Here is a 20,527-nt window from a genome sequence, read left to right on the forward strand (position 1 = left end):
TTAAGCGACGCCAAGCTCTTCAAGAGCCTGACGCCGTATCTCTTCTTTTTCTTCTTTACTCAATCCAAAAATGTCCTCATCCACAACGGGACCAAGGACACAATGACAATTTATTCGTTCTTTAGCACTAAGCTTGGTGTCCCTCGGGTGCTGCGCTAGTTCACCGCTATCTGGAATCTCAAAATCCTCGTCTACACCAACAACCGTTCCATCAAGAGCCATATGATTCTGACGCGGTGTAATACTTTTCACACCACTATGCTTCCAACGTTTGCCTGTAACTGCAGGAGATTGACTAAAACTCTCTTGATGAGCAACCGATGAGGCCGTTAGGACTTCTGTTATAGCCGTTTTCCTAGCCCTATCACGACTGAAATCAGGAAGCTCAGCAAGCTCTGCCTCAATTTTGTCGATCCCATGACCCTCTTTAATACCTTCCACAAGAATCTTTTCAACTGATTTCTGAGTGGATGTTTGCATTAACTCTCCTAATTCTTCCGACCATTCCTCTATCCAAGAGGTGGAGCGTGAGGAAAGGACCTCGAATTGTATGTCCTGATCGATGGCATCCATAATAACGCCAGCGAACTCTTCTACAGTCATTCTAAGGAAACGAGAAGCCTCTTCTGCAAGTTCTGCAGCAAATAGATCCGCATCAAAAAATTCGCTTTGCAGATAAGTAAGTATAGCTTGAAGAGTTTCCGTATCATCCTTCGCGACAAATGAGCGGAGCACATCGAGATACCTCTTACGCTGCCTTCTCAGAAGACGCGCAACTGTTGTCTCGAAATCTTCAACCAGCTGCTCAACCTTGTCCTTACCCGGGAAGTCAGGCAGATCATCACCAAGCGATTGGTCATCCTCCGTCTCTTTGCGGATAAAAGAGTTTATATTTTTAATGAGTTGAAAGACATCAGCCATGGTTGCGATCCTCCATCATATCTCGCAAGTCCTTTAAGATAGATATCAACTCGCTCTGCTGGCTTGGTTCTCTTGATTTCAGCATTGGCAGCAGATTAGAAGAGGAACCATGGCTATTCCTCGACATCGGCTGATTGTATATCTCATCAGGAAACTCCTCGAGTGTTTTCCCGAGGATATTTCCAAGCGTATCTCTTAAATCGTTAGGAGCTACAGCACTAGCATTAACGAAAGGACCAAGTACTTTAGCGATATCTAATGGATCGCGGAAGTCAGGTCCATTTAATTTGATTCTTGTTAACGTGATTTCTAGCCCTGGTAGAAAGAGAGTATTCATCTTTCCAGAAATGCCGTTACGCTCCGGTTGGAACACCTGCTCTTCCGTTATTTTCCGAGCAGTATCAGCTGTCGCTTTGTTATATTCATCTGCCTCACCAGTATAAAGAGGAGGCAAGCGAAAGGATGAACGAAACTTGCTGCGATGCGTCGCATCATATTCAAGGAATAAAGCATCTTTCTGCACCATCTCAGCAAGACTTTTTATCTCGACTTTCACATTAGACTTTTTATCGCCTTCTGATTTAAAATTCTCATCCTCTGTCACTCCATCGACTTCAAGCAATAAGAATTTATGAGCGTTATCGCTGCCCTGCAGGTCGTTCATATAGTCTTGAAGGTTAGCGTAGGCTTCATCAGTTAACTGACCATTTTCTACAAGGATAGCAGCAGGGATATGACGGCCATTCTTAAAATAAAGATAATTCAGCTCTTCGGCTTTACGAGCACCATATGTGCTCAGTAAATGTCCGATCCAGCGCGGTATACCATAAGTACCGCTTCCTATCTTGAAATGGATAACCTCAGTAGCCCTTAAATGTTCAGGTGTATTCTCATCAAATTTACCAGTGCGACTATCCATTACACGCATATCACCAAATTCTTTGAAATAGACAGTCTTTCCATTAATCATCTGAGCATAACGTCTAAACGTACGCCAACGTGTGACCTTTGTTGGTACACCACCTTCAGTGATAACTACTTCGACTTTATCCGGTACAGTCTTAGTACAGACCCTCATGTGTCTAGTGTCCATGTAATTTATTTCGGCCGGACGATTTCGCCCGTCTCTTAATGCTTCAAGCCATCCATTCCCTGTTTTTTCTCTATCTTCGATCATATATCCGTAGATCGTTTCAGAGCTCTCATCAAAATGCTGATAACGAATGAATTCCTCTAACCTCACCCATTCAGCTTCTGCTTCTTTCTCTTTCTCTGGAGAAACATCTTTAGCATTAAAATCAAAGGTATAGGTAGGTGAGAAGCCGAATCCAACAATATTTGTGCGATATGCATCAATACATTGCTGCAGGATAGTAGAATGCTCTGCAATATTCTTAAGCTCATTAAGGTTGTAAGGCGGTGCAATGATATCCGAACCATACAAATTTTCGAATTCATCCTCATATATCTGCTTTGAAGAACCGCTAACTGTCGATTTAATTACTTTCGCACCAACTTTACTCATTGGAATTTACCTCCTCTCTCGTCGTCCGGAAGGACGGGGTCTGCTAGGTCTGCCTTTCGGCTTATCCTGAACTTTGATTCTACGCTGCAGCACTTCTGCAATACCTGTCGTTGTATCCGGTGCATCATCGTGATTGTTTTTACCGTGACGTTGGTATTCATTCATCGCCTTGTAATACTCAGGCCAACGATTTTTCCAGTCTGATGGGAAAAGAACACGCTGCATAACATAGGTTGCATTACTCAAGATACGAGCCTGTTTGTTTTTACTTTGATGGAAAGAATGGAAAACGGTCGGTGAGATCGGATACCTTTCCTTGGTTATTCGGTTCACACTACGAACAAATCCAGCTCCACCACTATTCGACTCTATGTAAGCATTATTTACTCTGTGCTCATACAGCTGCTCTGCTGTCTCTTCCTCTGTTATCTCCATGCCCTCTTGTGTATATAGGACATCGACAACGTAGGCGTAACCCTGGTATTCCTGCGCAACGATAGAACACAGATAATCGTCTCCACCATCCGCTGTATCGGTGTAATTAAATACTTGTTCAGCAAGGTTGCTGCCGTCTTCTGATGTAGGAAGTCGGTCATAGGTTTTAAATTTACTGTACAATTTACCTTTTTGATCAAGTGGACGTTGATGGTAGTTGGCCCAGAACACACCTTCGTCCATCTCTTTCTTGAAATACTCGTATCTATGCTTGGATAACAAGTCTTCACAAAGCATCTCTCCCTTTTTACTCTGTACCTCAATACGCAGCACGAACCATTCATTGCTGCCGTTACCATCAAGGATCCGCCCGCAAATGTCTTTCTTAGCCCACCTCGTCATATTGACGATCTCAATTGGCCGTCCTCCATCTTCCTCTAAACGGGATAAGAAGGTGCCCGTATACCAACGCCATTGCTTATCTAACTCACGCTCATTGTAAGCTTCCTCAGCATTCTTGACCGGATCATCCACAATAAGGATATTTCCACCTTTACCTGTAACCGATCCGCCAAGTCCAGCACCCTTATAGGAGAAGTGAGACCCTTCAAGGGACCATTGTCGATAAGACGAATCTCCTCTTTTAATCCTGGTATCCGGAAAGATATCAGAATACACAATTTCAGCTGCGGAATTCTTCTCTTCTGCTATACCATCACGTGTATATCTAGAAAAATCAGTTGCCATATCCTCGTTGTATGAGGCCGTTATAATCTTGTTCGTTCGATCACGACCAAACGCCCATTCACAAAACAAAATAAGCGTCCGGGACTTCCCGTGACGCGGTGGCATATTGATTATTAACTTGGTAAAGGGTTCATCGCTATCAGGAATTGCGTCCCAATCAAATTCGCGCATGAACCACTCCGGAGCTATATCAGCTGCTAACGAATAAAAGTAAGTCTTAGTTAGCTTTCTATTATATAAGGCCTGCAGCGTCTCAGAATAAAGTCGCAGGTACCAACGCTTGTCTTTATAGAAGTCAGAGGCTCTCGTCTTGCAATACTCCCAAAAACTCTCTTTAGATCGAAGGACCCGCAGCTGCAGCACACGCCGGAGCTTTTCTTCGTATAGTGCTCTAACCCTCATAGCTCTTCAACGCCTTAGCCAGTTCCTCATCACTTAGGCCACTGAAATCGTAACTATGTGTGGTCACGCTACCCTTGATCTCCACATGATCTGTGGCTTTGTAGCCTGCACGATCAAGGATATCCTGCAGCAAGTGGGAACGAAGTTCCTGAGCCTTAAGCCAATTATGCTGCTTCAATCGATAAGGGAACCACTCCTGCATCTCAGCAGTGAATGATTTCATTGACTGAATAGGATTTCGGTACTCTTGAGGAAATACCTCAATATGAGTCATCTTCTTATTAAGACGATCAAGCTCTGCAGCAGCCTCCTGGTCACGGTGAAGTAGTTCCTCTACATCTCGCAACTGCTCCCACAACATAGCGTAAGCTCTATTTGCATCCTCAGCCATACGCTCACGGAGGCGTGCCATCTCATGATCGATTTTTTTCTTCACGTCAACATTTGTCAACAGTCGTTGTCCTTGTGATCGTGCTGTTTTTTCGCTATACCCTGCTGCAACTGCTGCTCTTGTCGCATTAAAGCACTGAAGATATTCGTTTACGAAAAGCTCCTGTTTAACATTTAATTCCTTCACGATACATACACCCGCCTCCTTAATTTATTTAACTACAAAATCCACTCTGTTAGATATGAATTATTTCATAAACACTCTCTTAGAAAATCATTCTTTCTTATATAAAGGCGAAACGAATTCACTACCCTCTAATTCTCTTATCACCATAAGTTGCCTCTCATGTCATTGAGCTGCATCTACATGCTCATTCATGCACACCCATTTGTTAGCACTGACAATCGCTTTAATATGTTCAGTTAACCAAGCATCATCTCCCATAGACCCACCAGGAAATAGCTCATAATTTCGTAAGAAGTAATTTATCGATTTAAGCTTCTCTTTATTGATATTAAATTAGCCTCCCTACTTGTTTTGTAACACATAAAAAGAGAGCCACCAATTATGATGACTCTCTGTATATAAATTAAGTATTAACTAATGATAAACTTGCTTCCTTTTATTTGTATCTTACCCTGCTGATGCATGTCAAAAAGCAATTTCGTAATTGCGGTTGAATCAAAAATCATAGTTTCCTTATGGATCCTTGAACGGAAATCCTCAATATCATATTCCCCTGGTGGCAATTTCGTAATCGCAATAGTCGCCACATTAGTTAAACTACGTTGCGACCTCTCAAGAAAGTTCGATAAAACATTCGCCTCAGATTTATTATAAATGACATTATCTTTTTTTAAATTATTCAAGAGTTCCTCACTCTTTTTCTTCTGCTCTTCTTCGGTCATATCACCTTTATTTACGTCTTCGGCGAATTTTGTTATATCGTCTCTTAGTTTCTCATTACTCGCAGTAATCTCCGCCATATGAGATAACAGAGTTTCTTTAATTCCTGTTAAATCAGCGACTTGTGCTTGGACTTTAATAAGGTTGTCCCTCATCATTTCTGACGTTTCTTTCAAATCCCAGATATTATTCCTCTGGCCAGCAATATCCACCAAAGTCATAACAATAGCTACAATTGCCAATACAATAGATGATGCCGTTGCCCAATTATTAAGAGCTGTTGACGCCCCATCTCCAGTCCAATGATTAATAGCAATAAAACTCAGCAACACAACTCCAGCAATTATTAGCAAATATATTAAATGCAGCTTGTTCACATATACATTTTGCATACCTCTATATTCTTTGGTTTTATTAGTAATGCTTTTTTCATATGTGATTCTCTTATTTAAGAGAAAATTGATAATAATCGCAAGTGCTGCTATTACAGCTACTATAAATTCGGTAGAGTTTATAAATTCCATTATGCCGTCCAATCTGGCTCATACGTGTACACAATAGCTCCACCGTGTTTAGCTGAACCCCTAAAATTCTTAAAATCTGGGTACTTGTGCAATACAGGATGGAACGCTAAAAAATTCTCTTGCTCTACTCTGTACTCACTGATCTCCCCACTCTTCAACTGCTCTAACACTTGTCTTGCTAACTCTTCTGTCATGCTATCGCCTCCACCCATATTATAGCAGAGGCTCTTTGCTGAGTAATACGCAAAAAGAGAGCCGCAACTTAAGTAGCCCACTTTTTATGTATTACTTTATTAGACTTAATACATCTCTAGCTTCATCCATATACAACGTACTTAAATATCTTGAATTAACTTCCTTATAGCTTTTATTCGACGCCACTATCACTACAGTGTGCATCGAACTAATAAATTTATTGAGTTCTTCAAGCTCCACTAATTGCGAATCAGTAGGATTTTCTAGAAAATATAACTCGTCTTTCTCGACCAACAATTTATCTAGTTCTTCTTTAAATCCTATAACTTGGTCGTTATATTCTGAAATTGTCAGTTGCTCATTAATTAAAAGACTGTGGACATTATCAAGCTCTTGAAATATCGCATTTCCTGTCGCTTTCAACTCATAAAATTTATCAATAAATTTCTCTTTTGATATTTCATTAGATTCAATATGTCTTGTATACTCTGGCTCTCCTGAAAACCACGAATAATAACACTTAAACTGCTCCTCATCATACTTCATTAATTTTCTTTTGGATTTAACTCTTTCACTCAACCATTGAACTGTGACTACAGGTAAACCGAAATTGAGGCTTCTTTCGTGTGAATACAGATTAAGATATAAAACATCAACATTGTCAGGTTTTTGATCTGCGATGTATTTCTCTATAAGAGTAGGAACTGAATTCTTGATTTGACTTTTATCAAGATTCCCTACAACTGCTTTCACATTCATTTGATTCATAGCCTCATTATATCTTTTTGTAACTTTTCTCGGATTCATTTAAGAACCACCCCCTGCAACCTTATTCGACAGCAGAGGTCATTATCCTGCTTTTTATAAATCCGGTAAATCATTAAGTTGCTGTACTTTTGATTTAAAATTGTCCTCTTATCTATAGTGGGCAACCGTACCACAAGAATGCTGATATGTTATAGTTCTTTTAAGTAGGGAGGTGAGAGAAAAATGGGGAAGATTGAGGATTTAGATCTAACATCAATTAATCCGGAAACTGGTGAAACAACTTTTTCTATTAAAGTTAAAGGTGAGTCAGAAATGCCTTTTTGGAAACATGATTTGAGTATAAAAGCAGCAATTAAATTACTTTCCACCGTAAATGTTAAGGACTTTGAAACACAAAAGGAATTAGAACTACATACAAAATTAATGAATGAACTCCGTGAGATAGTAGACTACGCAGACGGATTATAAAAAATGCCTGTTTGCTCTTCTAAACCGCGAAGGCAAACAGGCTGCATGAAGTCTGTTCTTTTATTTTCTTTTTTGCCCGTTCTAACTGATTTTGAACAGACGTTTTTTTCACTTTCCTACACTGTGCAATTTGCTCCATCGATAATTGCTGCACATGATACATCATAAACACGTCTTTTTCGCTCTCGGTAAGCACAGAAAGAGCATCATCAATTCGAAGCTTATCCCCTTCAGTCAATTCGACCGGTTCCTCTTCTATTGGTTCCTCTGCTCGAGCATAATTCTCTAATACAACTGGGTCCATATGATAAGTCAATTCGTATACAGAACGTCGATCAATATCCCTCTTAGCTCCTGGTCTACGTCCTGTCTCAATCCATTCGATTGCATACTTTAAGTCACTAATCATGTTCCCTACAATTTCATCTTCTCTTTTTTCTTTTCCATTCTCAGTCAAGACGACAAAGGTGCCTTCGCTTAATCCTTCTGGTAGTCCAGGTCTACACTGCAACGTCTTACGATACGCCTCTAATTCCTTCAGGTCTTCTTTATACGACTTAAGCATAAAATAAAGTTCATGCATCCCTGGTTCCTCCTTTTATCGTTGATGAAATGATCTTCCACGTGAACGTCTATAAACCGGTTTGTTCATACCCATTAGATCCTTATAATCTTCTTTTTTTAGGCTTTTCTTCTTTGCTTGCTTTTGTTTTGATTGACGAATAGAGAAATCATTTGACTCACACCATTTAATTAATTGGTCCTTTAACACTGGAAGCGCCTCCTGGTTGCAAAAACATAAGTATTTTTGTAGATTGATTGCAAAACAACTTCTTGCTGCAGAAACGCAAAAAGAGGACACTGCTAGACTACGCGTATCCGTAATCTTTCAGTGTCCTCCAGTTGTCTGGTAGAACTTATTTATTTAATTTTATATCTATGTCTAAATACAAAATTTTTCCTTTATGGTCCTCACATATTACCTTTAACGAATCACAAAGATTCTTATACTTGATTAGATTATCTCCATCAATATTACATACTACTTTCTGGAGATACATTGTTTTTGGAGGTAAGTTTAGAAATTTAATTCTGTTCTCATTCAACCCATCAGTTGTTAAAATTCTTTCAAATAAGAAATGTGTACTTTCGTGATAAAATCCGAGTTTGACATTTCTATAACCTCTAAGTACATCTGAAGAATTAAAAAACTCCAATTCTATATCCAAGCGTACTCTTATTGTTTCGTTTAATTTGGCTGTAGGCACTTGTCGTTTTCCTACGTATGAGAGAACATTATCATCAACATTTTTGAAATATCTTATACGAGTTCTTCCAGAGAAAACTAGTACTTTACCACGATTTCTTAGTATATGAGTAACCACTAAGGTAACTAGTACACCAAGCAACGCACTCCAAACCCCTTGATAATCAAATAAAAATTGGGTCAGAATTCTTCCCCCTCGTCCCAAGTAACACGCTTAACTTTGCCCTGATGTGTAACCACCGTAGTACCACCATGAGTGGGCAGCTCGGTCATTCGAACTTTCCCACCAGCGATGACAATCATACAAGGCTTGTCTACTTCAAAAGTATTTAGTTCTATTGTACCAGATTGTAAATTTATCTCAACATCTTTTAACCGCATGTACGTCCCTCCGATATCTGTCTGTATTCACCCGTACTGCAGCTTCTGCTCAATTAATGCCCTCTTTCCTCTTTTTCCGAGAATACTATGGATGAAGAGCCTGCCTGCTTGTGTCCACTGTGTATTCATTACCACTTCTTTTCTACCATCTGACCGCTCTATCTCTACAGTCTGTGATTTTGTATAACCCTTGTCCTGGTACTTCGCATAAAGCAGCCATTGGTCCTTCTGCTTGAATTGAACGTGCCCTTGCTTGAGAATCTGATTTAACTGCCTAGCTGACATACCGTAGTCCTTAGCAATTTGAGTAGTCGTCACAGTAGCTTTTGATTTGAGGATATCGTCTACATAATTCGCCTTCTCTTCATACAAGGCAGCCCTTTGTTCAATTGCGAGTTTTTCTTCCTGCTCTTGGATCCACCGCTTGGCTCTTTCAATCGGATCCTCAATCATGTAGGAACCAACATTTGCTTGTTGAAGCTGGCCACGCATTCTATTAAACTCGGCAATATACTTTTCTTTGAATGCAGATGCCGCACTGCCGGTATATCCGAATACCAGGAATGAGAACCCATCTTGCGTGATGAGGTACTTCATATATTTGCGGCCTCTTTCGTTTACATAAGTTGACTCTCCAAAATTGGCGAGTGAGAATTTGGGACTGCATTCAAGGTTACGAATGTCCCTCATAACCTTGTCATGCGACTTGCCAAATGACTCTGCTATGGTCAAGCTGTCTGTAACCACTCGATTATTTTCAATAAACACTAACTGAGTCATCTTAATTCCTCCTCTTTGTTTAGTTCATCCTCCAATGTTTTGTAAGCGCCTCTATGGGTAGAGAGTTCTAACAATCAACTGGAGGGTTAATCATGTATCGATTCGGTAAATGGATAGACAGCACAGTACTTGCTTTAATAACCGCTGCTGTATTTGTAATAATGCCGATAATCACGAACAGAGATATCAATTGGTACAGCGTAATTTGTGTGTTTATAGCAACAATAATTGTGTGGGTATTTATTGCGCCAAAGATGTATAGCAGACGATAATTTTACACTAAGGTGTAAGTCGGTTAGATATAAACGATTATCCATGTATGCCCACATTTATTGCATTTAGCGTGAAGTTTATCGTGATTCCCTTCAATTGAGCCATTATCGTGATCAATAAGCATTGGTAAGGTTCCAACATCTATGACGTTACATTTGTCACAAGTATCTGCATCTATCGTCTACCTCTCCTATAAAAATCAATTTTTTGAAACTTGATCCGATTTAATCCGTATCACTTATTGAGGTGAAAAATATGAAAATGAACACGTATTACATAATCGCTATAATTATGCTTATAATCGGTGCACTAAACTATTTTATGGGTTCAAGTCCCGGTCTCTTTTGGATCTACCTAGCATTACCTGCTACCTTCTTTTTGCTCGGTGCTGATGAAGAAGAAAAAAAGAAAAAGAAGGAGGAGGAGGGTTAATACATGCCCTCCTATACGGTCGTAGTCAACTGGCGTAAAAATCCAACTTCTCTGGCCAGTACTATAATCTCGTCCATTTCGTGATCTGCATAACCCCATCCAGAAGCGAGAAGGCCTCCATAACCGTGTTTACCGTTCGTATGACCCCCGAGTAATATAAAGTCTTTGAAATCATGAACTAAGGCCCATAAAGTCCCTCCGCCCTGAAAGTTATAATCTCTTCGCAAATCATAAGGGTTCACATTAGTACCATCTGCATTTCTGAAATGAAGCCTCTTACGTTGACCACCTACTAAAACGAAATGAGCTACGTTGCCCTTCTTGTCTGAGAAGAACCCTCTGCCTCTTTCTCCAATGGCTTTAATTATTTTATTGATGGCTTCTAACCGTTGTTGCTTGTCCATCCAAGTATCCTCCTTATAAAATAAGTCGCTTATAATCTCTGTATAATTCAATTGGTGTCATCGTGTAATCTTGGTTTGCACCATCCGATGAGTATTCATAATGGATGTATCCATCAAGATCCTCATATTTTACGTAGATAAGCTCGTCCTCTGTTTTGCTTTCGAAAATACAGTCAAATTTCTTTCTTACTTTGAATTTCATCATTCACCCTATGATTAGCTGCTTGGCATGGTCGAACTGGTCTCTCGTAACCAAAATGTTTACTGGATCGTAATATTTTAGCCAGTTTTCTACATCAAAGCTGACAGCTGCATCCGACCCATATCGATCTCTAAAATGTTTTCTCAGAGCTTCTGATCCTGCCCTCAAGTTCTCTACATCAGTGTGATCTGGAGGAGTTTGTAAATCCGGTCTCCACAACATGAATCCTGATTGTATGTTATCGAGGGGGATGTCCAAGTTTTCATCATTCCAATCACCTTCATCCATTGAAGAAGCCAGATAACGGTCATCCCTATTTTGTTCTTAAACACAATCACTGGCACATTCCTGTAATACTCATTTAAAGCACATAGAACATCTTTATAAAGCTGAGATTGTTCGGAAAGACCTTTCTCCAATATCTCTCCTTCTTTATTTACAAAAAGCGAAGTGTCTAGCTGCGGCTTCCCATCGATTAAATCAAAACGGAAGAAAGTGTCCTTTAGATTGTTAATCTGAAGAATGCCCCACTCATCGATCTTTTCAGTTTTTTCAATATTGGTAATTTTACATTTACTCAAATTTTACGCCTCCCTAATTCGGTTTGTACCGCGTCTATAATTGACTGCTGCTTCTGCACGTATTCGGGTTGGTGAAACCCACCAACAGCATGGCTTGAGATCCGGCTTTCTGCATCGTCAGCTATAATTTTTAATTGATCTTCTGTGAAAGAAGATAATTGTGACTTAATCCACTCACTCATTGGCTTTCTCCAGTAGGTGAGGATGCTGATGGATGTTACCAATTACTTCTCCACGTTCAGGCTCTGCTACATATTCATCAGAGCAACAACCGCATCCATCGTCCGTAGCAAATGGATGGAAACCCACTCTGTCTAAATCAAATTTCACATGATAAACACGACCGAGAGAGTCTTTATAAATGTCATCTGAAAAAATCTCTTTTTCATTTTTATCGTGAACTCCGGATCCATACATGAATATAGGTTCGTCGCACTCAAAGTGCTCGAAACGAATGTTCAGGCTGTCATCCATGAGCTCTTCTTTCCCATACATCATGCCATCTCCATACATTTCTTCACGATCCGGATCATATGCTCTGATATTCACTTTATTAATCTCCTTTTTGTTTAGATTGGTGGCAAGTGCCTTCCTACTGGGATTTGGCTTATCTTGATTACAGTTGATTGACTTTTCATAACACGATATATTTCACTATCTATCAACTGTCCGACTATCCATTCAATCTTTTGATTTTCGTTTAAATTAGAGTTCCCTTCATGCATGTGGGGATGAACGCCTTCACTAGCTGCTAAAGCCTTCGCTTCTTCTAACTTCCCTGGTTGCTCCGTGAGATCTAACACCTTCTCCAATAGCTCAACTCTCTTCATGTTCAAACCTCACCTTGTCGGGATTATCTAAGGTTTCAAGAAGCAAGAGGACCACATCTGCTCTGTGATACCCTTTGCCGGCTAATAGTTTGCCAGTCATCATAATAAATTCTTTATCGCTTTTACTGATGTTCATATATTGCTTGGCCATATATCCTCCTAGAACAAACTCATTTGTTCCCAATCTTCTTCAGGTAAGGCATCCGGTTCAAATTCAGCCTCTTCATTTTTTGACTCAATAAGCTCATAGTCTATGAAATAATATTTCTGAAAGGTACCTCTGCCAATTGTGCATTCCGGATCATCGTAAATGTGCACTTGGGTACTTTGAGTTTTATGTTGTTTAACGTAATAGTGTTTTCCTTCTAAATCCCGATGTCCCGGCATACGCACCCACACTAGAAACGCTCTGTAAACCGCACCCATTGTTAGATCAATTTTAATCCTGGGTGGTTCAGGCGGACGTTGAGGGGATTCTTCTGCTATCACTTGAAAGAGATCCTTTTGATAACACCCAAAATGAGCTTTTGGATTATCAAATCTGCATACATAGTAATGAGTGGGACCATTAGGAAAAAGGAAATATTCTTTATCCTTGGTTAAAGTAGTTGTCCCTCCTGGATCGATACAGAGTCCTTTCAAGACTTATCACCTTCTAAAATGTCCTCATGTTCTTTCACAGCCTTTAAGGATAGCCGGCCAATGATCATGAATAAAATCCACCCTACATTCTTCATGACGATTTACGCTCCTGCAGTTGATCGACCACAGCAAGATAGTCCAATGACACACGACCTCGATCTACTTCAAAAGCGTAAATATCAAAATCAGCTAAAGGGATGCTCTTGTGGCCACCCTCTTTCGACTTGACGTAATAGTGATTTATAAACGAGACAGGACAATAAAAGTATTTACGCACTTTGCTAAATTCAATAAGGACAAATGCAATGACACCATGCTTCTCAGCGCTGATTAAATAATCTAGCTGATGATCTTTTAATAGCTTTAGAGGGAAACGTCCCTCCGTGGTACTTTTCGCTTCAAATACGACTGAATTTCCTTTATATACTCCGTCATAATCAACCGTAGATTTTTCAAGCAAAAAATCCTCTACTGATCTGCCGTCCCTTTGCTTGAACGACTGTTACTGGCGTAGCTCGTTTGTTAATTAAGGCAATTTGTTGATTCTTATATTGGGTGTTTATGATGTTTAACAAGTTCTCAAACGCTTGTCCTGTCTGTGATTTAAAGTGCTTGAAATGAGTCATGTAGTTCTCCCCTCCTGGTTACACGCTGACCGTTCTCTAAAACGGTAGATCGTCATCCGAAATATTGATTGTTCCACTGTCATTTGCGAATGGATCGTCACTATGCCCTCTACTGGTGTTGTTACTGGATTGATTTGAATTAGTTGTAGGCGATTGTGTTTCAGATCGAGAACCTTTTGACTCTAAGTAAGAAATCCTCTCTGCAACAACCTCTGTAACGTACACGCGTCTGCCCTCGTTATTATCGTAAGACCTGGTTTGAATTCTCCCGTTAACAGCGATAAGGGAACCTTTCCCCAAGTAATTAGCTGCATTCTCAGCTGGCTTCTTCCATACGACACACTGCACAAAATCAGCTTCACGATCGCCTTGCTGATTTGAGAAAGGACGATTAATGGCCAATGTAAAAGTAGCGACAGCTACACCACTTGGCGTATATTTCAACTCCGGATCTCTAGTTAAACGGCCAACCAATGATACTGAGTTCATCATGAAGCGCTCACCTGCTCACGTATGTAATTAGTGGCCTGCGAGAAGCTATTACAAAGCTCATCTGTGCCATTGACTTTTGCAATGAAACTAGCTCCTAGTGGGATGATAAAACCCGCTTCTTTGTCATCCACAAGAACGATTACGCCTGTGGACGTATGATTAACCTGAATCATCAAATCGCCTCTTTTCTAGTTAGTTCATCCATGAAGTTCCCATCACTCAACCAGGCTTTACGATCTTGCTCTTGCTGCAGTAAGTCGATTAAATCCGGCTCTTCTTGCTGTTTCTTTAAGCATTCAGGACCGTATCCAATGATCTGACTACGTCTGGACCTAAGAGGGTGATTGCACCTTAAGCACTTGTAATGCAGTGTTCCTTCGTCATCCACAACACCTTTAACCAGTAGATCATCTGCTGACTGAAATTGATCCACCATGATTTCTGCAGCTGCTAGAATGGCTTGTACTAGAGCATAGCTTGCTGTTGGTCCTTCGCCGGTTCCCAGCTGATCTGCACCAATTCTTTGATATGGTTCAACAGTCGCTTGGTGTAAGAAGCCTGGCTTAAATTCAAGTCGAACCTCTCCCATATTTTCTGCTGCTTCAATCGCTTGGTTAAGATCCTCTACAGGGTTGAACTGAGCCATTCGGATTACTGATTCACCGTTCTTCCTAAACCAACTCACAGCTGAAGTACTTCCTGTCTTTGTGACGTTTGTCCAACCATGAATCTTCGATGCAATAAGTGCATTGATCAGTTGTTTTTGTTTGAATTCCACGATCTCATTCCTTTCTTAGTGGCTGTAAGCTCGGGCTTCTTTGTTCGCCTTAAGCTCCTCAAGCATTTCTTCAAAAGATTTTTGATTTTCGACAGGTTTACTAGAGGTTGCTTGACTGCTAATGTCTTTTTTATCTTCCTCAAACCATTTAGGCATTTTATCCTTGCGCTCATTGGCTTTCCTCGGTTGTGATCGTTGACTCGCTAAACCTGCCATCTTTTCAAATTTGGTATTTAATTCACGTGGAGTCATGATGTTCGTAGACCAAAATTGATGGTTTTGAACGGCTGCCACGACCTCCCTAATACGTTCTGGCGATTTGCCGTTATCAAGAATCTTTTGCATATCTGCAGCCCAGGCATTCATGTTTGGCTCTGAGTGATCCGGTACGATTCGTTTAACGCCCTCTAGAAACTCTTTTGCTAACTCCATAGCAACTTCTCCAGTAACTGAGCTCTCTTGATGATGTTGATCTAGTATGTAGCCCACGCAGTAGGAAAGTGAATTAATTCGAGCATTAGCGTGTTTTGGCTTGTATGTGTCAAAGCATTTCTGCATATACTGCATAACCTTAGACAAGCCTATATTCGCCTCGACAAGTTCATCTGCAGCTTTGGAGTCAGCAGGTGAAGTTTGCAAACCATGAGAACGCAATCGAACAAATTCATTCAAGATTTCTTGTTTCATAGATTCAAAGGAAAAAGAATTTGAAGTAGTAGCTTTTATTTCTTCTTTTTCTTTTTTCTCTTTGTTATTTATGTTGTTATTTATATTATTTATATTGGAGTGGTCATTTTCGGCACGATCTGATTCAAAAACGGCACGCTTCGTGCCATTTTCGGCACGATTTGAAAACTCAGGGGTGCCATTTCCGGCACGAAGTGTTTCATTTTCGGCACGCTTCGTGCCGTTTTTGGCACGGTCAACCTCATCATGGGTGCCGTTTTCGGCACGAAGTGTGCCATTTTTGGCACGGTTAGTATTTGGATCAACCCATTTTTTAGATCGTTTTACTCTAAATATATTGCCTCTAGGGGTGTAATCCATTGAGATATATTCAGCTGATTGAAGCGCTTCACACTGTCTTTTAACCGTCGATTTAGATAAACCGAGTTCATCTCCAATATGACTATAGGAAACTGGCCGTCCGTAATAGACTCTGCCCGACCGCTCACCATTGTGTTCGGGCTCGTCGGTAATGCGGTTCAGTAGCCACAAATACGTCCATATGGCCTTTCCTATGCGCTCTTGATGTTCTGGTGTCAGTAGCCCCGAATACACTCTAAAATAAGTGTCGGACATCCATAGGCCTCCTTACTTTTCTTTATCCATTTTTGTGCACACTACGTAAGGCTGGGAGCCTGCTTTTACAGGCTCTAACCCCACTAACTGTAAATCTGGATGATACTTCTTTAAAAATGAAACCACATAGCTTCTGTAAAGCTCTGCTCGGTTTTCAGCATCTTTACAGAAGGAGTAATAACACGAAGGAACAGCAACCCTTTGATTAGTCATTAGGACCCTCTGGTGGTGGCTCAGCGTTATGCTCGAAATTAATGAACGGATCATCTGAAACTTTTTGTTGTGTTGGCATGTCATTTTTCTTCTTCAATTCCTTTTGCAGATGTTCCTCAACTTTTTTGATATCAACTAAGTTCCAATTCCGTGGATCCGAATCAATGGCTAGATCAAACAAAGCAATTGAGTGCATTTTTCCATCATCAAAACCTAGCTGCTCTTTCAACTGCTTGATAGATCGAGATGCTTGTCTCCACTCTTCATCTGTATTCTTTTGATTTATTGGAGGGTCGATAGCACCGCTTTTATACTGATGATTTGGCTCTAACCGCTGTATGTTCGGATCTTCATATTCAAGTGAATACTGTTTAGGCATTTCCTCTTCTGTAACCAATCCGCTGATGTTAAATTGACGCTTAAGAACGATAACTTCAGCAACCTTTTTAATCATGGCACTCGGATAACTCTTCCATACAGGATTCGAACCAGCTGCACTGCTATACTCTTTAAAATCCACCACAGCAATTGCAGGATCTCTTCCCTTTCTTTTGCAGATAGCCCAGGCACCGGTGATCTCTCCTCTATCCGAACCAAAATCATGTACCATTTGATTAGTCATTGGGTTAAATGAGAAATTATCTTTTTTCCTGATCTCAAAGCTATTTAAGCCTTCAAACTCAGGATCACTTTGAGCAACCTTCACATAGCCATCTCGGCTTGTCATGATGATAGGATCTACACCTTCATAATCGATCTCACCATTCTCCAGACGTTTGTAGTCCCAGTTTCCTTTATTGTCCTTCTGTTTCTTAGGACGTTTGATGAACCAAATTTCTTTAGTAAACGGATCCAACTGATAACGCTGTGCCAGGTGCATAAACATCTCTAATTCATCATTAGTTGCCCCTTTAGCAACAGTTCTACGGATAACCTCCACCTTTTCACTACTGAATTGAAGTAGTCCACCAGTAGTTGTGGCTATCTCATTCTTTTCTTGGGTGGAAACAGATGATTCTTTTGTTTCTTCTGCCAATTTCAGGACCTCCTGTTAACGTATTTGCAATCTTGATCAGGAAAGCCTATACTGTTAGTAGTTATACGTCGTATAGGCATTACCCACGAGTCCTCAGACTGCTATCTGATGGGCTCTTTTTTCTTTGTGCATGATGTAGAAAATACGCTCTGCTTCAATTGGAGTGATATCGAGCTGACATGCTACCTGAGCGCACCCCTTATCGATTCCTAGTACAGCAACGTGATTGTAGAGGTAAAATGTTTCACCTTCTCCCAGTACCTTGTGACGACCTCCTGGCGTTAAACTATTCATCCTTTTGGTCCCTCCATTTCCTGTTCGTTGAATTGATCCAAAATGACTAAGCAAGCATCCTGTAACTCCTCATCAGTTGTCTGGTTAATATGTGATAACTGCAACATTGCTAATGAAAGGGACAGTACTTTTGCTGTTTTACGATTCTTAGATAGCTCTCTCATCGTTTACCTCCTGTGTAAGAAAGATCATCTAAAAGCGACTCCAGAATGTTGCTAGCTTCTTCCACCTTCTCTTGGTTGGGCTCGTCTTTGAGTAGATCAACAACGTCTTGCACAGTCGATTTCGTTTCACTTAATGAAACAACACGACTCAAATTAACTGGTTGCATCAGAACAACTCCTTTTTAATTTTCAAAGATCAGGTGCAGCTGCACCGTGAGACTCACAACAGGGGGATTATGAGCCTCACGGCAAAGCTGAGCTTGCCGTCTTAACCATAATTTGCTATGATCAAGTTATCCAAATGAAGAATTACCTCGCAAAAGCATGAACTGTTCCCGCAGTTGGTGCTTTTTTTAATGGAGAATTCTTCTGTTGAAATCTATAGAATCTGATAAACACCTTTAACGAGAGGTTGTATAATTCTTTTCGTCGCAAGTCGTGTACATTTGGTCCATACATTGATAAGTTAATATTCGCCACTCGGTTTAAAGAAGTGTAAACTTGCTTCATTCCACTACCATCTAATTCAACTGATTGAAGATCCCTCTTCACTTTCTCGAAATCTAAGTCAAACTGACGCTTGTCCCATCCTTTTAATTCATGCGAGCGGTGATCCATCGCATCTAGAATGATCCTCATTTCTCTTTCGTTCATTGCTTTCAAAGCTTTAGACTTCATTTACACTCACTCCTTATTAAATTAGTGCTGTTAGAAACGCTCCAGCCAAAACCATAATTGCAGCGACAACAATAACTCTGTTTAGAAATTGCTCATGCCTCTTTTCACTACGACTCTTAACTTCTGTTAGCTTATTTGACTTTTCCAAATTTCGTCCTCCTCTTACGGAATTAAAGACTTTGAATGCGATTATGATGAAATTCAGTTAGCTTAATCTCTTCGTAGGCTGATACAGAAGCAATTACCACCTTGTCTGCTAAGGCTTCCTGAATCCAACTTCCTCTTAATCTCTGTCTATCTAACTCCCAATTTATAGACATGCTTTGCAAAGTGGATTCGGTCGCTTGTTTCATATCAAGGATTTCCTCAGCATGCTTGTACATTTCACTTATGAAGCGTTCGCTTGCCGGTTCCCCTGGACGTATCTGAGTACCCATAATGAGTAGATCCTTTGCTGAATCAATGGCTTGTTGCGCTTGTCTCATAAAGTTAACAAGTTGATCAGTTACCGATTCAAGCAAACGTGGATCAGTTGCCGGAAGGTCTAGCCCGTAGATATGCTTTATCTTTGCCTTTGCCGTGTAATCCTCGCATATATCACACCACTCTAATGCCATTTCAAAGGGTATCTGCGATTGCCCATCCTCAAATCGAGTTAAGCGAGGAAGCGATATACCAAGAGAATCCGCCATAAACTGTTTGGTACGGCGTTCGTCTTTACGCGCTCGCTCTCTCGCAATTTTTAAGATGGTTCCTATCGCTGAGGGTGAGTACAAACGGTTTTTTTGCAAAGTGTTCGTCATTATGTTCGCCTCCGAATATTCAGTTTTTGAATGTACAATGAGTCTAAGCAAGTACAATTGTTCTCAAGGGCAAAATTAAGCCCTTTTCTGTGAACCGTTGTTTTTTAATTGCTCCCGATTTTTTTTAATAAGCCTAGGAACAGAAGTCTTAAGAAAAAAATTCGCTAAGTCACGAAGCGCTTTTTCTGATGGTTCGGTTCGAATTGGCTCTTTCTCTTTCATTTGATCACTCCTCTCTTTTACAGGTGTATGTGATATGGACGCTGGGACGGTCCTAGAATTTTTATTTAATGGTCATCACCTCTTTCATTCAGATATTTGATAACTACTGGTTAACTCCTTAGGCAAAAAAATATCATCAGGTTTCATATTGAAAATTGCAGCAATTGAAACGGCTAAATCGTAATATAAACGCCGCTCGCCATTTTCAATCTGCCAGTAATAAGGTTTACTCACACCTAACTGATCAGCCATTTCTTGTAGAGTCATACGGTTATTTAGCCTAACTTCCTTTAATCGTTCTCTCAAAATATTCACCTACTCTCTTGCTGTTAACTTGTTGTTAACTTGAGTATAAGTTAACTAATAGGTAACTGTCAATATAAAAATTCCTATTTAGTTAACTTTATTTACGTTAGCTGTTAGTTAACTTATACTTAGTACATATATTGATTTAGATAGGAGCAAGCCTAATGGCATTAGCACCCGATAGACTTAAAAAATTAAGAAAAGAACGCAAGTTATCTCAAGAAGCTCTAGGCAATCATATTAACGTCACAAAAGTCTCTATATCAGGTTATGAACGCGGGGAAAGAACTCCAGATGTTGATACACTAAATAAATTAGCTGATTTTTTCGGGGTTACAACCGACTACCTACTTGGAAGAGTGGAAGAACCAGATGATATAATGAATGTTGCCTACAGCAGAGGTGGTCATAAATTCACTAAAGAAGAAAAAGAAGAACTTGATTCAATCCTTGAAAACGAAGTTGAGAAATTCTTAAGGTTAAGAAAACAATTCTTAAGAAGTAAAGATGATGATAAATAATAGATCCGACAATTTATT

General features: G+C 40.1%; 39 protein-coding genes. 3 read left to right on the forward strand and 36 right to left on the reverse strand.

Annotated elements, in window-relative coordinates:
• The 7 genes from JNO66_RS04665 to JNO66_RS04695 all read right to left on the reverse strand — a co-directional run bounded on the left by JNO66_RS04665 (position 1) and on the right by JNO66_RS04695 (position 6,853).
• Complete coding sequence (locus tag JNO66_RS04665) at positions 1 to 921, reverse strand: phage minor head protein (RefSeq protein WP_203087024.1); 921 nt, start codon at positions 919 to 921, stop codon at positions 1 to 3.
• Positions 914 to 2,446 carry a phage portal protein gene (locus JNO66_RS04670; RefSeq protein ID WP_203087025.1) on the reverse strand — a complete coding sequence of 511 codons (1,533 nt, stop codon included), beginning with the start codon at positions 2,444 to 2,446 and terminating at the stop codon, positions 914 to 916. Before JNO66_RS04670 ends, JNO66_RS04665 begins: the two co-directional genes overlap by 8 nt.
• A gap of 6 nt (positions 2,447 to 2,452) precedes the next feature.
• Positions 2,453 to 3,799 carry a phage terminase large subunit gene (terL, locus tag JNO66_RS04675; protein WP_246483160.1) on the reverse strand — a complete coding sequence of 449 codons (1,347 nt, stop codon included), beginning with the start codon at positions 3,797 to 3,799 and terminating at the stop codon, positions 2,453 to 2,455.
• Positions 3,800 to 4,019: 220 nt separating this feature from the next.
• Positions 4,020 to 4,607, reverse strand: coding sequence for a terminase small subunit (locus JNO66_RS04680; RefSeq protein WP_203087027.1), 588 nt, complete (start codon positions 4,605 to 4,607; stop codon positions 4,020 to 4,022).
• Between the two features lie 410 nt (positions 4,608 to 5,017).
• Positions 5,018 to 5,851 (reverse strand): hypothetical protein, encoded by an 834-nt coding sequence (locus tag JNO66_RS04685; protein WP_203087028.1) that lies wholly within the window; start codon positions 5,849 to 5,851, stop codon positions 5,018 to 5,020.
• Positions 5,851 to 6,045 (reverse strand): hypothetical protein, encoded by a 195-nt coding sequence (locus JNO66_RS04690; protein WP_203087029.1) that lies wholly within the window; start codon positions 6,043 to 6,045, stop codon positions 5,851 to 5,853. The genes JNO66_RS04685 and JNO66_RS04690 overlap by 1 nt, the downstream gene beginning before the upstream one ends.
• 91 nt (positions 6,046 to 6,136) lie before the next feature.
• On the reverse strand, positions 6,137 to 6,853 hold the full coding sequence (locus tag JNO66_RS04695) for a hypothetical protein (RefSeq protein WP_203087030.1): 717 nt from the start codon (positions 6,851 to 6,853) through the stop codon (positions 6,137 to 6,139).
• Between the two features lie 183 nt (positions 6,854 to 7,036).
• Between JNO66_RS04695 and JNO66_RS04700 the strand changes: the two genes are divergently transcribed.
• Positions 7,037 to 7,282, forward strand: a complete 246-nt coding sequence (locus JNO66_RS04700; RefSeq protein WP_203087031.1) for a hypothetical protein — start codon at positions 7,037 to 7,039, stop codon at positions 7,280 to 7,282.
• A gap of 19 nt (positions 7,283 to 7,301) precedes the next feature.
• Here the strand turns inward: JNO66_RS04700 and JNO66_RS04705 are convergent, their stop codons facing one another.
• The 5 genes from JNO66_RS04705 to JNO66_RS04725 all read right to left on the reverse strand — a co-directional run bounded on the left by JNO66_RS04705 (position 7,302) and on the right by JNO66_RS04725 (position 9,710).
• The gene (locus tag JNO66_RS04705; protein ID WP_203087032.1) at positions 7,302 to 7,865 is read right to left on the reverse strand and encodes a sigma-70 family RNA polymerase sigma factor; all 564 of its coding nucleotides are present in this window, start codon (positions 7,863 to 7,865) and stop codon (positions 7,302 to 7,304) included.
• A gap of 15 nt (positions 7,866 to 7,880) precedes the next feature.
• Entirely contained in the window at positions 7,881 to 8,054 is a 174-nt protein-coding gene (locus tag JNO66_RS04710) for a hypothetical protein (protein WP_203087033.1), read from the reverse strand.
• A gap of 145 nt (positions 8,055 to 8,199) precedes the next feature.
• Positions 8,200 to 8,691, reverse strand: coding sequence for a hypothetical protein (locus JNO66_RS04715; RefSeq protein ID WP_203087034.1), 492 nt, complete (start codon positions 8,689 to 8,691; stop codon positions 8,200 to 8,202).
• Positions 8,692 to 8,729: 38 nt separating this feature from the next.
• Positions 8,730 to 8,930 (reverse strand): XtrA/YqaO family protein, encoded by a 201-nt coding sequence (locus tag JNO66_RS04720; protein WP_203087035.1) that lies wholly within the window; start codon positions 8,928 to 8,930, stop codon positions 8,730 to 8,732.
• Positions 8,931 to 8,957: 27 nt separating this feature from the next.
• Complete coding sequence (locus JNO66_RS04725; RefSeq protein WP_203087036.1) at positions 8,958 to 9,710, reverse strand: phage regulatory protein/antirepressor Ant; 753 nt, start codon at positions 9,708 to 9,710, stop codon at positions 8,958 to 8,960.
• A gap of 564 nt (positions 9,711 to 10,274) precedes the next feature.
• Between JNO66_RS04725 and JNO66_RS04730 the strand changes: the two genes are divergently transcribed.
• Positions 10,275 to 10,415 carry a hypothetical protein gene (locus JNO66_RS04730; RefSeq protein ID WP_210340770.1) on the forward strand — a complete coding sequence of 47 codons (141 nt, stop codon included), beginning with the start codon at positions 10,275 to 10,277 and terminating at the stop codon, positions 10,413 to 10,415.
• Positions 10,416 to 10,426: 11 nt separating this feature from the next.
• Here JNO66_RS04730 and JNO66_RS04735 read toward each other — a convergent pair whose 3' ends face one another.
• From JNO66_RS04735 to JNO66_RS04840, 24 genes are all read right to left on the reverse strand, one after another.
• Complete coding sequence (locus JNO66_RS04735) at positions 10,427 to 10,819, reverse strand: hypothetical protein (RefSeq protein WP_203087038.1); 393 nt, start codon at positions 10,817 to 10,819, stop codon at positions 10,427 to 10,429.
• Positions 10,820 to 10,832: 13 nt separating this feature from the next.
• Positions 10,833 to 11,024, reverse strand: a complete 192-nt coding sequence (locus JNO66_RS04740) for a hypothetical protein (RefSeq protein ID WP_210340771.1) — start codon at positions 11,022 to 11,024, stop codon at positions 10,833 to 10,835.
• Between the two features lie 170 nt (positions 11,025 to 11,194).
• A complete protein-coding gene (locus JNO66_RS04745) occupies positions 11,195 to 11,602 on the reverse strand; it encodes a hypothetical protein (protein ID WP_203087040.1) in 408 nt (135 codons plus the stop codon).
• On the reverse strand, positions 11,599 to 11,784 hold the full coding sequence (locus tag JNO66_RS04750) for a hypothetical protein (protein ID WP_203087041.1): 186 nt from the start codon (positions 11,782 to 11,784) through the stop codon (positions 11,599 to 11,601). The genes JNO66_RS04745 and JNO66_RS04750 overlap by 4 nt, the downstream gene beginning before the upstream one ends.
• Positions 11,777 to 12,151, reverse strand: coding sequence for a YopX family protein (locus JNO66_RS04755; protein ID WP_203087042.1), 375 nt, complete (start codon positions 12,149 to 12,151; stop codon positions 11,777 to 11,779). Before JNO66_RS04755 ends, JNO66_RS04750 begins: the two co-directional genes overlap by 8 nt.
• Positions 12,152 to 12,171: 20 nt before the next feature.
• Positions 12,172 to 12,432: a hypothetical protein gene (locus JNO66_RS04760; RefSeq protein ID WP_203087043.1), complete on the reverse strand. Its 261-nt coding sequence runs from the start codon at positions 12,430 to 12,432 to the stop codon at positions 12,172 to 12,174.
• Complete coding sequence (locus tag JNO66_RS04765) at positions 12,419 to 12,583, reverse strand: hypothetical protein (protein WP_203087044.1); 165 nt, start codon at positions 12,581 to 12,583, stop codon at positions 12,419 to 12,421. The genes JNO66_RS04760 and JNO66_RS04765 overlap by 14 nt, the downstream gene beginning before the upstream one ends.
• 8 nt (positions 12,584 to 12,591) lie before the next feature.
• Entirely contained in the window at positions 12,592 to 13,074 is a 483-nt protein-coding gene (locus JNO66_RS04770) for a hypothetical protein (protein ID WP_203087045.1), read from the reverse strand.
• A 91-nt stretch (positions 13,075 to 13,165) separates the two neighbouring features.
• The gene (locus JNO66_RS04775) at positions 13,166 to 13,534 is read right to left on the reverse strand and encodes a Holliday junction resolvase RecU (RefSeq protein WP_246483161.1); all 369 of its coding nucleotides are present in this window, start codon (positions 13,532 to 13,534) and stop codon (positions 13,166 to 13,168) included.
• On the reverse strand, positions 13,527 to 13,700 hold the full coding sequence (locus JNO66_RS20510; RefSeq protein WP_246483162.1) for a Holliday junction resolvase RecU: 174 nt from the start codon (positions 13,698 to 13,700) through the stop codon (positions 13,527 to 13,529). Before JNO66_RS20510 ends, JNO66_RS04775 begins: the two co-directional genes overlap by 8 nt.
• A gap of 36 nt (positions 13,701 to 13,736) precedes the next feature.
• The gene (gene ssb / locus JNO66_RS04780) at positions 13,737 to 14,192 is read right to left on the reverse strand and encodes a single-stranded DNA-binding protein (RefSeq protein ID WP_203087046.1); all 456 of its coding nucleotides are present in this window, start codon (positions 14,190 to 14,192) and stop codon (positions 13,737 to 13,739) included.
• Complete coding sequence (locus JNO66_RS04785) at positions 14,189 to 14,365, reverse strand: hypothetical protein (protein ID WP_203087047.1); 177 nt, start codon at positions 14,363 to 14,365, stop codon at positions 14,189 to 14,191. Before JNO66_RS04785 ends, ssb begins: the two co-directional genes overlap by 4 nt.
• A complete protein-coding gene (locus JNO66_RS20885) occupies positions 14,365 to 14,970 on the reverse strand; it encodes a DUF6011 domain-containing protein (protein ID WP_203087048.1) in 606 nt (201 codons plus the stop codon). The genes JNO66_RS04785 and JNO66_RS20885 overlap by 1 nt, the downstream gene beginning before the upstream one ends.
• 15 nt (positions 14,971 to 14,985) lie before the next feature.
• Entirely contained in the window at positions 14,986 to 16,272 is a 1,287-nt protein-coding gene (locus JNO66_RS04795) for a helix-turn-helix domain-containing protein (RefSeq protein ID WP_203087049.1), read from the reverse strand.
• A 12-nt stretch (positions 16,273 to 16,284) separates the two neighbouring features.
• The gene (locus JNO66_RS04800) at positions 16,285 to 16,485 is read right to left on the reverse strand and encodes a hypothetical protein (protein WP_203087050.1); all 201 of its coding nucleotides are present in this window, start codon (positions 16,483 to 16,485) and stop codon (positions 16,285 to 16,287) included.
• On the reverse strand, positions 16,478 to 17,521 hold the full coding sequence (locus JNO66_RS04805; protein WP_203087051.1) for a RecT family recombinase: 1,044 nt from the start codon (positions 17,519 to 17,521) through the stop codon (positions 16,478 to 16,480). Before JNO66_RS04805 ends, JNO66_RS04800 begins: the two co-directional genes overlap by 8 nt.
• A 93-nt stretch (positions 17,522 to 17,614) precedes the next feature.
• A complete protein-coding gene (locus tag JNO66_RS04810; protein WP_203087052.1) occupies positions 17,615 to 17,815 on the reverse strand; it encodes a hypothetical protein in 201 nt (66 codons plus the stop codon).
• Positions 17,812 to 17,979 carry a hypothetical protein gene (locus tag JNO66_RS04815; protein ID WP_203087053.1) on the reverse strand — a complete coding sequence of 56 codons (168 nt, stop codon included), beginning with the start codon at positions 17,977 to 17,979 and terminating at the stop codon, positions 17,812 to 17,814. The genes JNO66_RS04810 and JNO66_RS04815 overlap by 4 nt, the downstream gene beginning before the upstream one ends.
• Entirely contained in the window at positions 17,976 to 18,146 is a 171-nt protein-coding gene (locus JNO66_RS04820; RefSeq protein WP_203087054.1) for a hypothetical protein, read from the reverse strand. Before JNO66_RS04820 ends, JNO66_RS04815 begins: the two co-directional genes overlap by 4 nt.
• Positions 18,147 to 18,288: 142 nt before the next feature.
• Entirely contained in the window at positions 18,289 to 18,657 is a 369-nt protein-coding gene (locus JNO66_RS04825; RefSeq protein ID WP_203087055.1) for a hypothetical protein, read from the reverse strand.
• A 16-nt stretch (positions 18,658 to 18,673) separates the two neighbouring features.
• Complete coding sequence (locus tag JNO66_RS20745; protein WP_273753151.1) at positions 18,674 to 18,805, reverse strand: hypothetical protein; 132 nt, start codon at positions 18,803 to 18,805, stop codon at positions 18,674 to 18,676.
• Between the two features lie 22 nt (positions 18,806 to 18,827).
• The gene (locus JNO66_RS04830; protein ID WP_203087056.1) at positions 18,828 to 19,460 is read right to left on the reverse strand and encodes a sporulation sigma factor-processing peptidase; all 633 of its coding nucleotides are present in this window, start codon (positions 19,458 to 19,460) and stop codon (positions 18,828 to 18,830) included.
• Positions 19,461 to 19,535: 75 nt separating this feature from the next.
• A complete protein-coding gene (locus JNO66_RS04835) occupies positions 19,536 to 19,682 on the reverse strand; it encodes a hypothetical protein (RefSeq protein ID WP_203087057.1) in 147 nt (48 codons plus the stop codon).
• A gap of 84 nt (positions 19,683 to 19,766) precedes the next feature.
• Positions 19,767 to 19,997 carry a helix-turn-helix transcriptional regulator gene (locus JNO66_RS04840; protein ID WP_273753152.1) on the reverse strand — a complete coding sequence of 77 codons (231 nt, stop codon included), beginning with the start codon at positions 19,995 to 19,997 and terminating at the stop codon, positions 19,767 to 19,769.
• A 155-nt stretch (positions 19,998 to 20,152) separates the two neighbouring features.
• Here JNO66_RS04840 and JNO66_RS04845 point away from each other — a divergent pair, with 155 nt between their 5' ends.
• The gene (locus tag JNO66_RS04845; protein ID WP_203087059.1) at positions 20,153 to 20,509 is read left to right on the forward strand and encodes a helix-turn-helix domain-containing protein; all 357 of its coding nucleotides are present in this window, start codon (positions 20,153 to 20,155) and stop codon (positions 20,507 to 20,509) included.
• The last annotated feature ends 18 nt before the right edge of the window (positions 20,510 to 20,527 follow it).

Source organism: Alkalicoccobacillus gibsonii (genome assembly GCF_016798245.1).
Taxonomy (GTDB): Bacteria; Bacillota; Bacilli; order Bacillales; family Bacillaceae_D; genus Alkalicoccobacillus; species Alkalicoccobacillus gibsonii.

Coding starts and splice junctions, on each gene's coding strand:
- JNO66_RS04665 (WP_203087024.1), bottom strand. CDS start 921: ATGGCTGATGTCTTTCAACTCATTAAAAATATAAACTCTTTTATCCGC.
- JNO66_RS04670 (WP_203087025.1), bottom strand. CDS start 2,446: ATGAGTAAAGTTGGTGCGAAAGTAATTAAATCGACAGTTAGCGGTTCT.
- terL (WP_246483160.1), bottom strand. CDS start 3,799: ATGCGCGAATTTGATTGGGACGCAATTCCTGATAGCGATGAACCCTTT.
- JNO66_RS04685 (WP_203087028.1), bottom strand. CDS start 5,851: ATGGAATTTATAAACTCTACCGAATTTATAGTAGCTGTAATAGCAGCA.
- JNO66_RS04690 (WP_203087029.1), bottom strand. CDS start 6,045: ATGACAGAAGAGTTAGCAAGACAAGTGTTAGAGCAGTTGAAGAGTGGG.
- JNO66_RS04695 (WP_203087030.1), bottom strand. CDS start 6,853: ATGAATCCGAGAAAAGTTACAAAAAGATATAATGAGGCTATGAATCAA.
- JNO66_RS04700 (WP_203087031.1), top strand. CDS start 7,037: ATGGGGAAGATTGAGGATTTAGATCTAACATCAATTAATCCGGAAACT.
- JNO66_RS04705 (WP_203087032.1), bottom strand. CDS start 7,865: ATGCATGAACTTTATTTTATGCTTAAGTCGTATAAAGAAGACCTGAAG.
- JNO66_RS04720 (WP_203087035.1), bottom strand. CDS start 8,930: ATGCGGTTAAAAGATGTTGAGATAAATTTACAATCTGGTACAATAGAA.
- JNO66_RS04725 (WP_203087036.1), bottom strand. CDS start 9,710: ATGACTCAGTTAGTGTTTATTGAAAATAATCGAGTGGTTACAGACAGC.
- JNO66_RS04730 (WP_210340770.1), top strand. CDS start 10,275: ATGCTTATAATCGGTGCACTAAACTATTTTATGGGTTCAAGTCCCGGT.
- JNO66_RS04735 (WP_203087038.1), bottom strand. CDS start 10,819: ATGGACAAGCAACAACGGTTAGAAGCCATCAATAAAATAATTAAAGCC.
- JNO66_RS04740 (WP_210340771.1), bottom strand. CDS start 11,024: ATGATGAAATTCAAAGTAAGAAAGAAATTTGACTGTATTTTCGAAAGC.
- JNO66_RS04750 (WP_203087041.1), bottom strand. CDS start 11,784: ATGAGTGAGTGGATTAAGTCACAATTATCTTCTTTCACAGAAGATCAA.
- JNO66_RS04760 (WP_203087043.1), bottom strand. CDS start 12,432: ATGAAGAGAGTTGAGCTATTGGAGAAGGTGTTAGATCTCACGGAGCAA.
- JNO66_RS04765 (WP_203087044.1), bottom strand. CDS start 12,583: ATGGCCAAGCAATATATGAACATCAGTAAAAGCGATAAAGAATTTATT.
- JNO66_RS20510 (WP_246483162.1), bottom strand. CDS start 13,700: ATGACTCATTTCAAGCACTTTAAATCACAGACAGGACAAGCGTTTGAG.
- ssb (WP_203087046.1), bottom strand. CDS start 14,192: ATGATGAACTCAGTATCATTGGTTGGCCGTTTAACTAGAGATCCGGAG.
- JNO66_RS04785 (WP_203087047.1), bottom strand. CDS start 14,365: ATGATTCAGGTTAATCATACGTCCACAGGCGTAATCGTTCTTGTGGAT.
- JNO66_RS04795 (WP_203087049.1), bottom strand. CDS start 16,272: ATGTCCGACACTTATTTTAGAGTGTATTCGGGGCTACTGACACCAGAA.
- JNO66_RS04800 (WP_203087050.1), bottom strand. CDS start 16,485: ATGACTAATCAAAGGGTTGCTGTTCCTTCGTGTTATTACTCCTTCTGT.
- JNO66_RS04810 (WP_203087052.1), bottom strand. CDS start 17,815: ATGAATAGTTTAACGCCAGGAGGTCGTCACAAGGTACTGGGAGAAGGT.
- JNO66_RS04815 (WP_203087053.1), bottom strand. CDS start 17,979: ATGAGAGAGCTATCTAAGAATCGTAAAACAGCAAAAGTACTGTCCCTT.
- JNO66_RS04820 (WP_203087054.1), bottom strand. CDS start 18,146: ATGCAACCAGTTAATTTGAGTCGTGTTGTTTCATTAAGTGAAACGAAA.
- JNO66_RS04825 (WP_203087055.1), bottom strand. CDS start 18,657: ATGAAGTCTAAAGCTTTGAAAGCAATGAACGAAAGAGAAATGAGGATC.
- JNO66_RS04830 (WP_203087056.1), bottom strand. CDS start 19,460: ATGACGAACACTTTGCAAAAAAACCGTTTGTACTCACCCTCAGCGATA.
- JNO66_RS04835 (WP_203087057.1), bottom strand. CDS start 19,682: ATGAAAGAGAAAGAGCCAATTCGAACCGAACCATCAGAAAAAGCGCTT.
- JNO66_RS04845 (WP_203087059.1), top strand. CDS start 20,153: ATGGCATTAGCACCCGATAGACTTAAAAAATTAAGAAAAGAACGCAAG.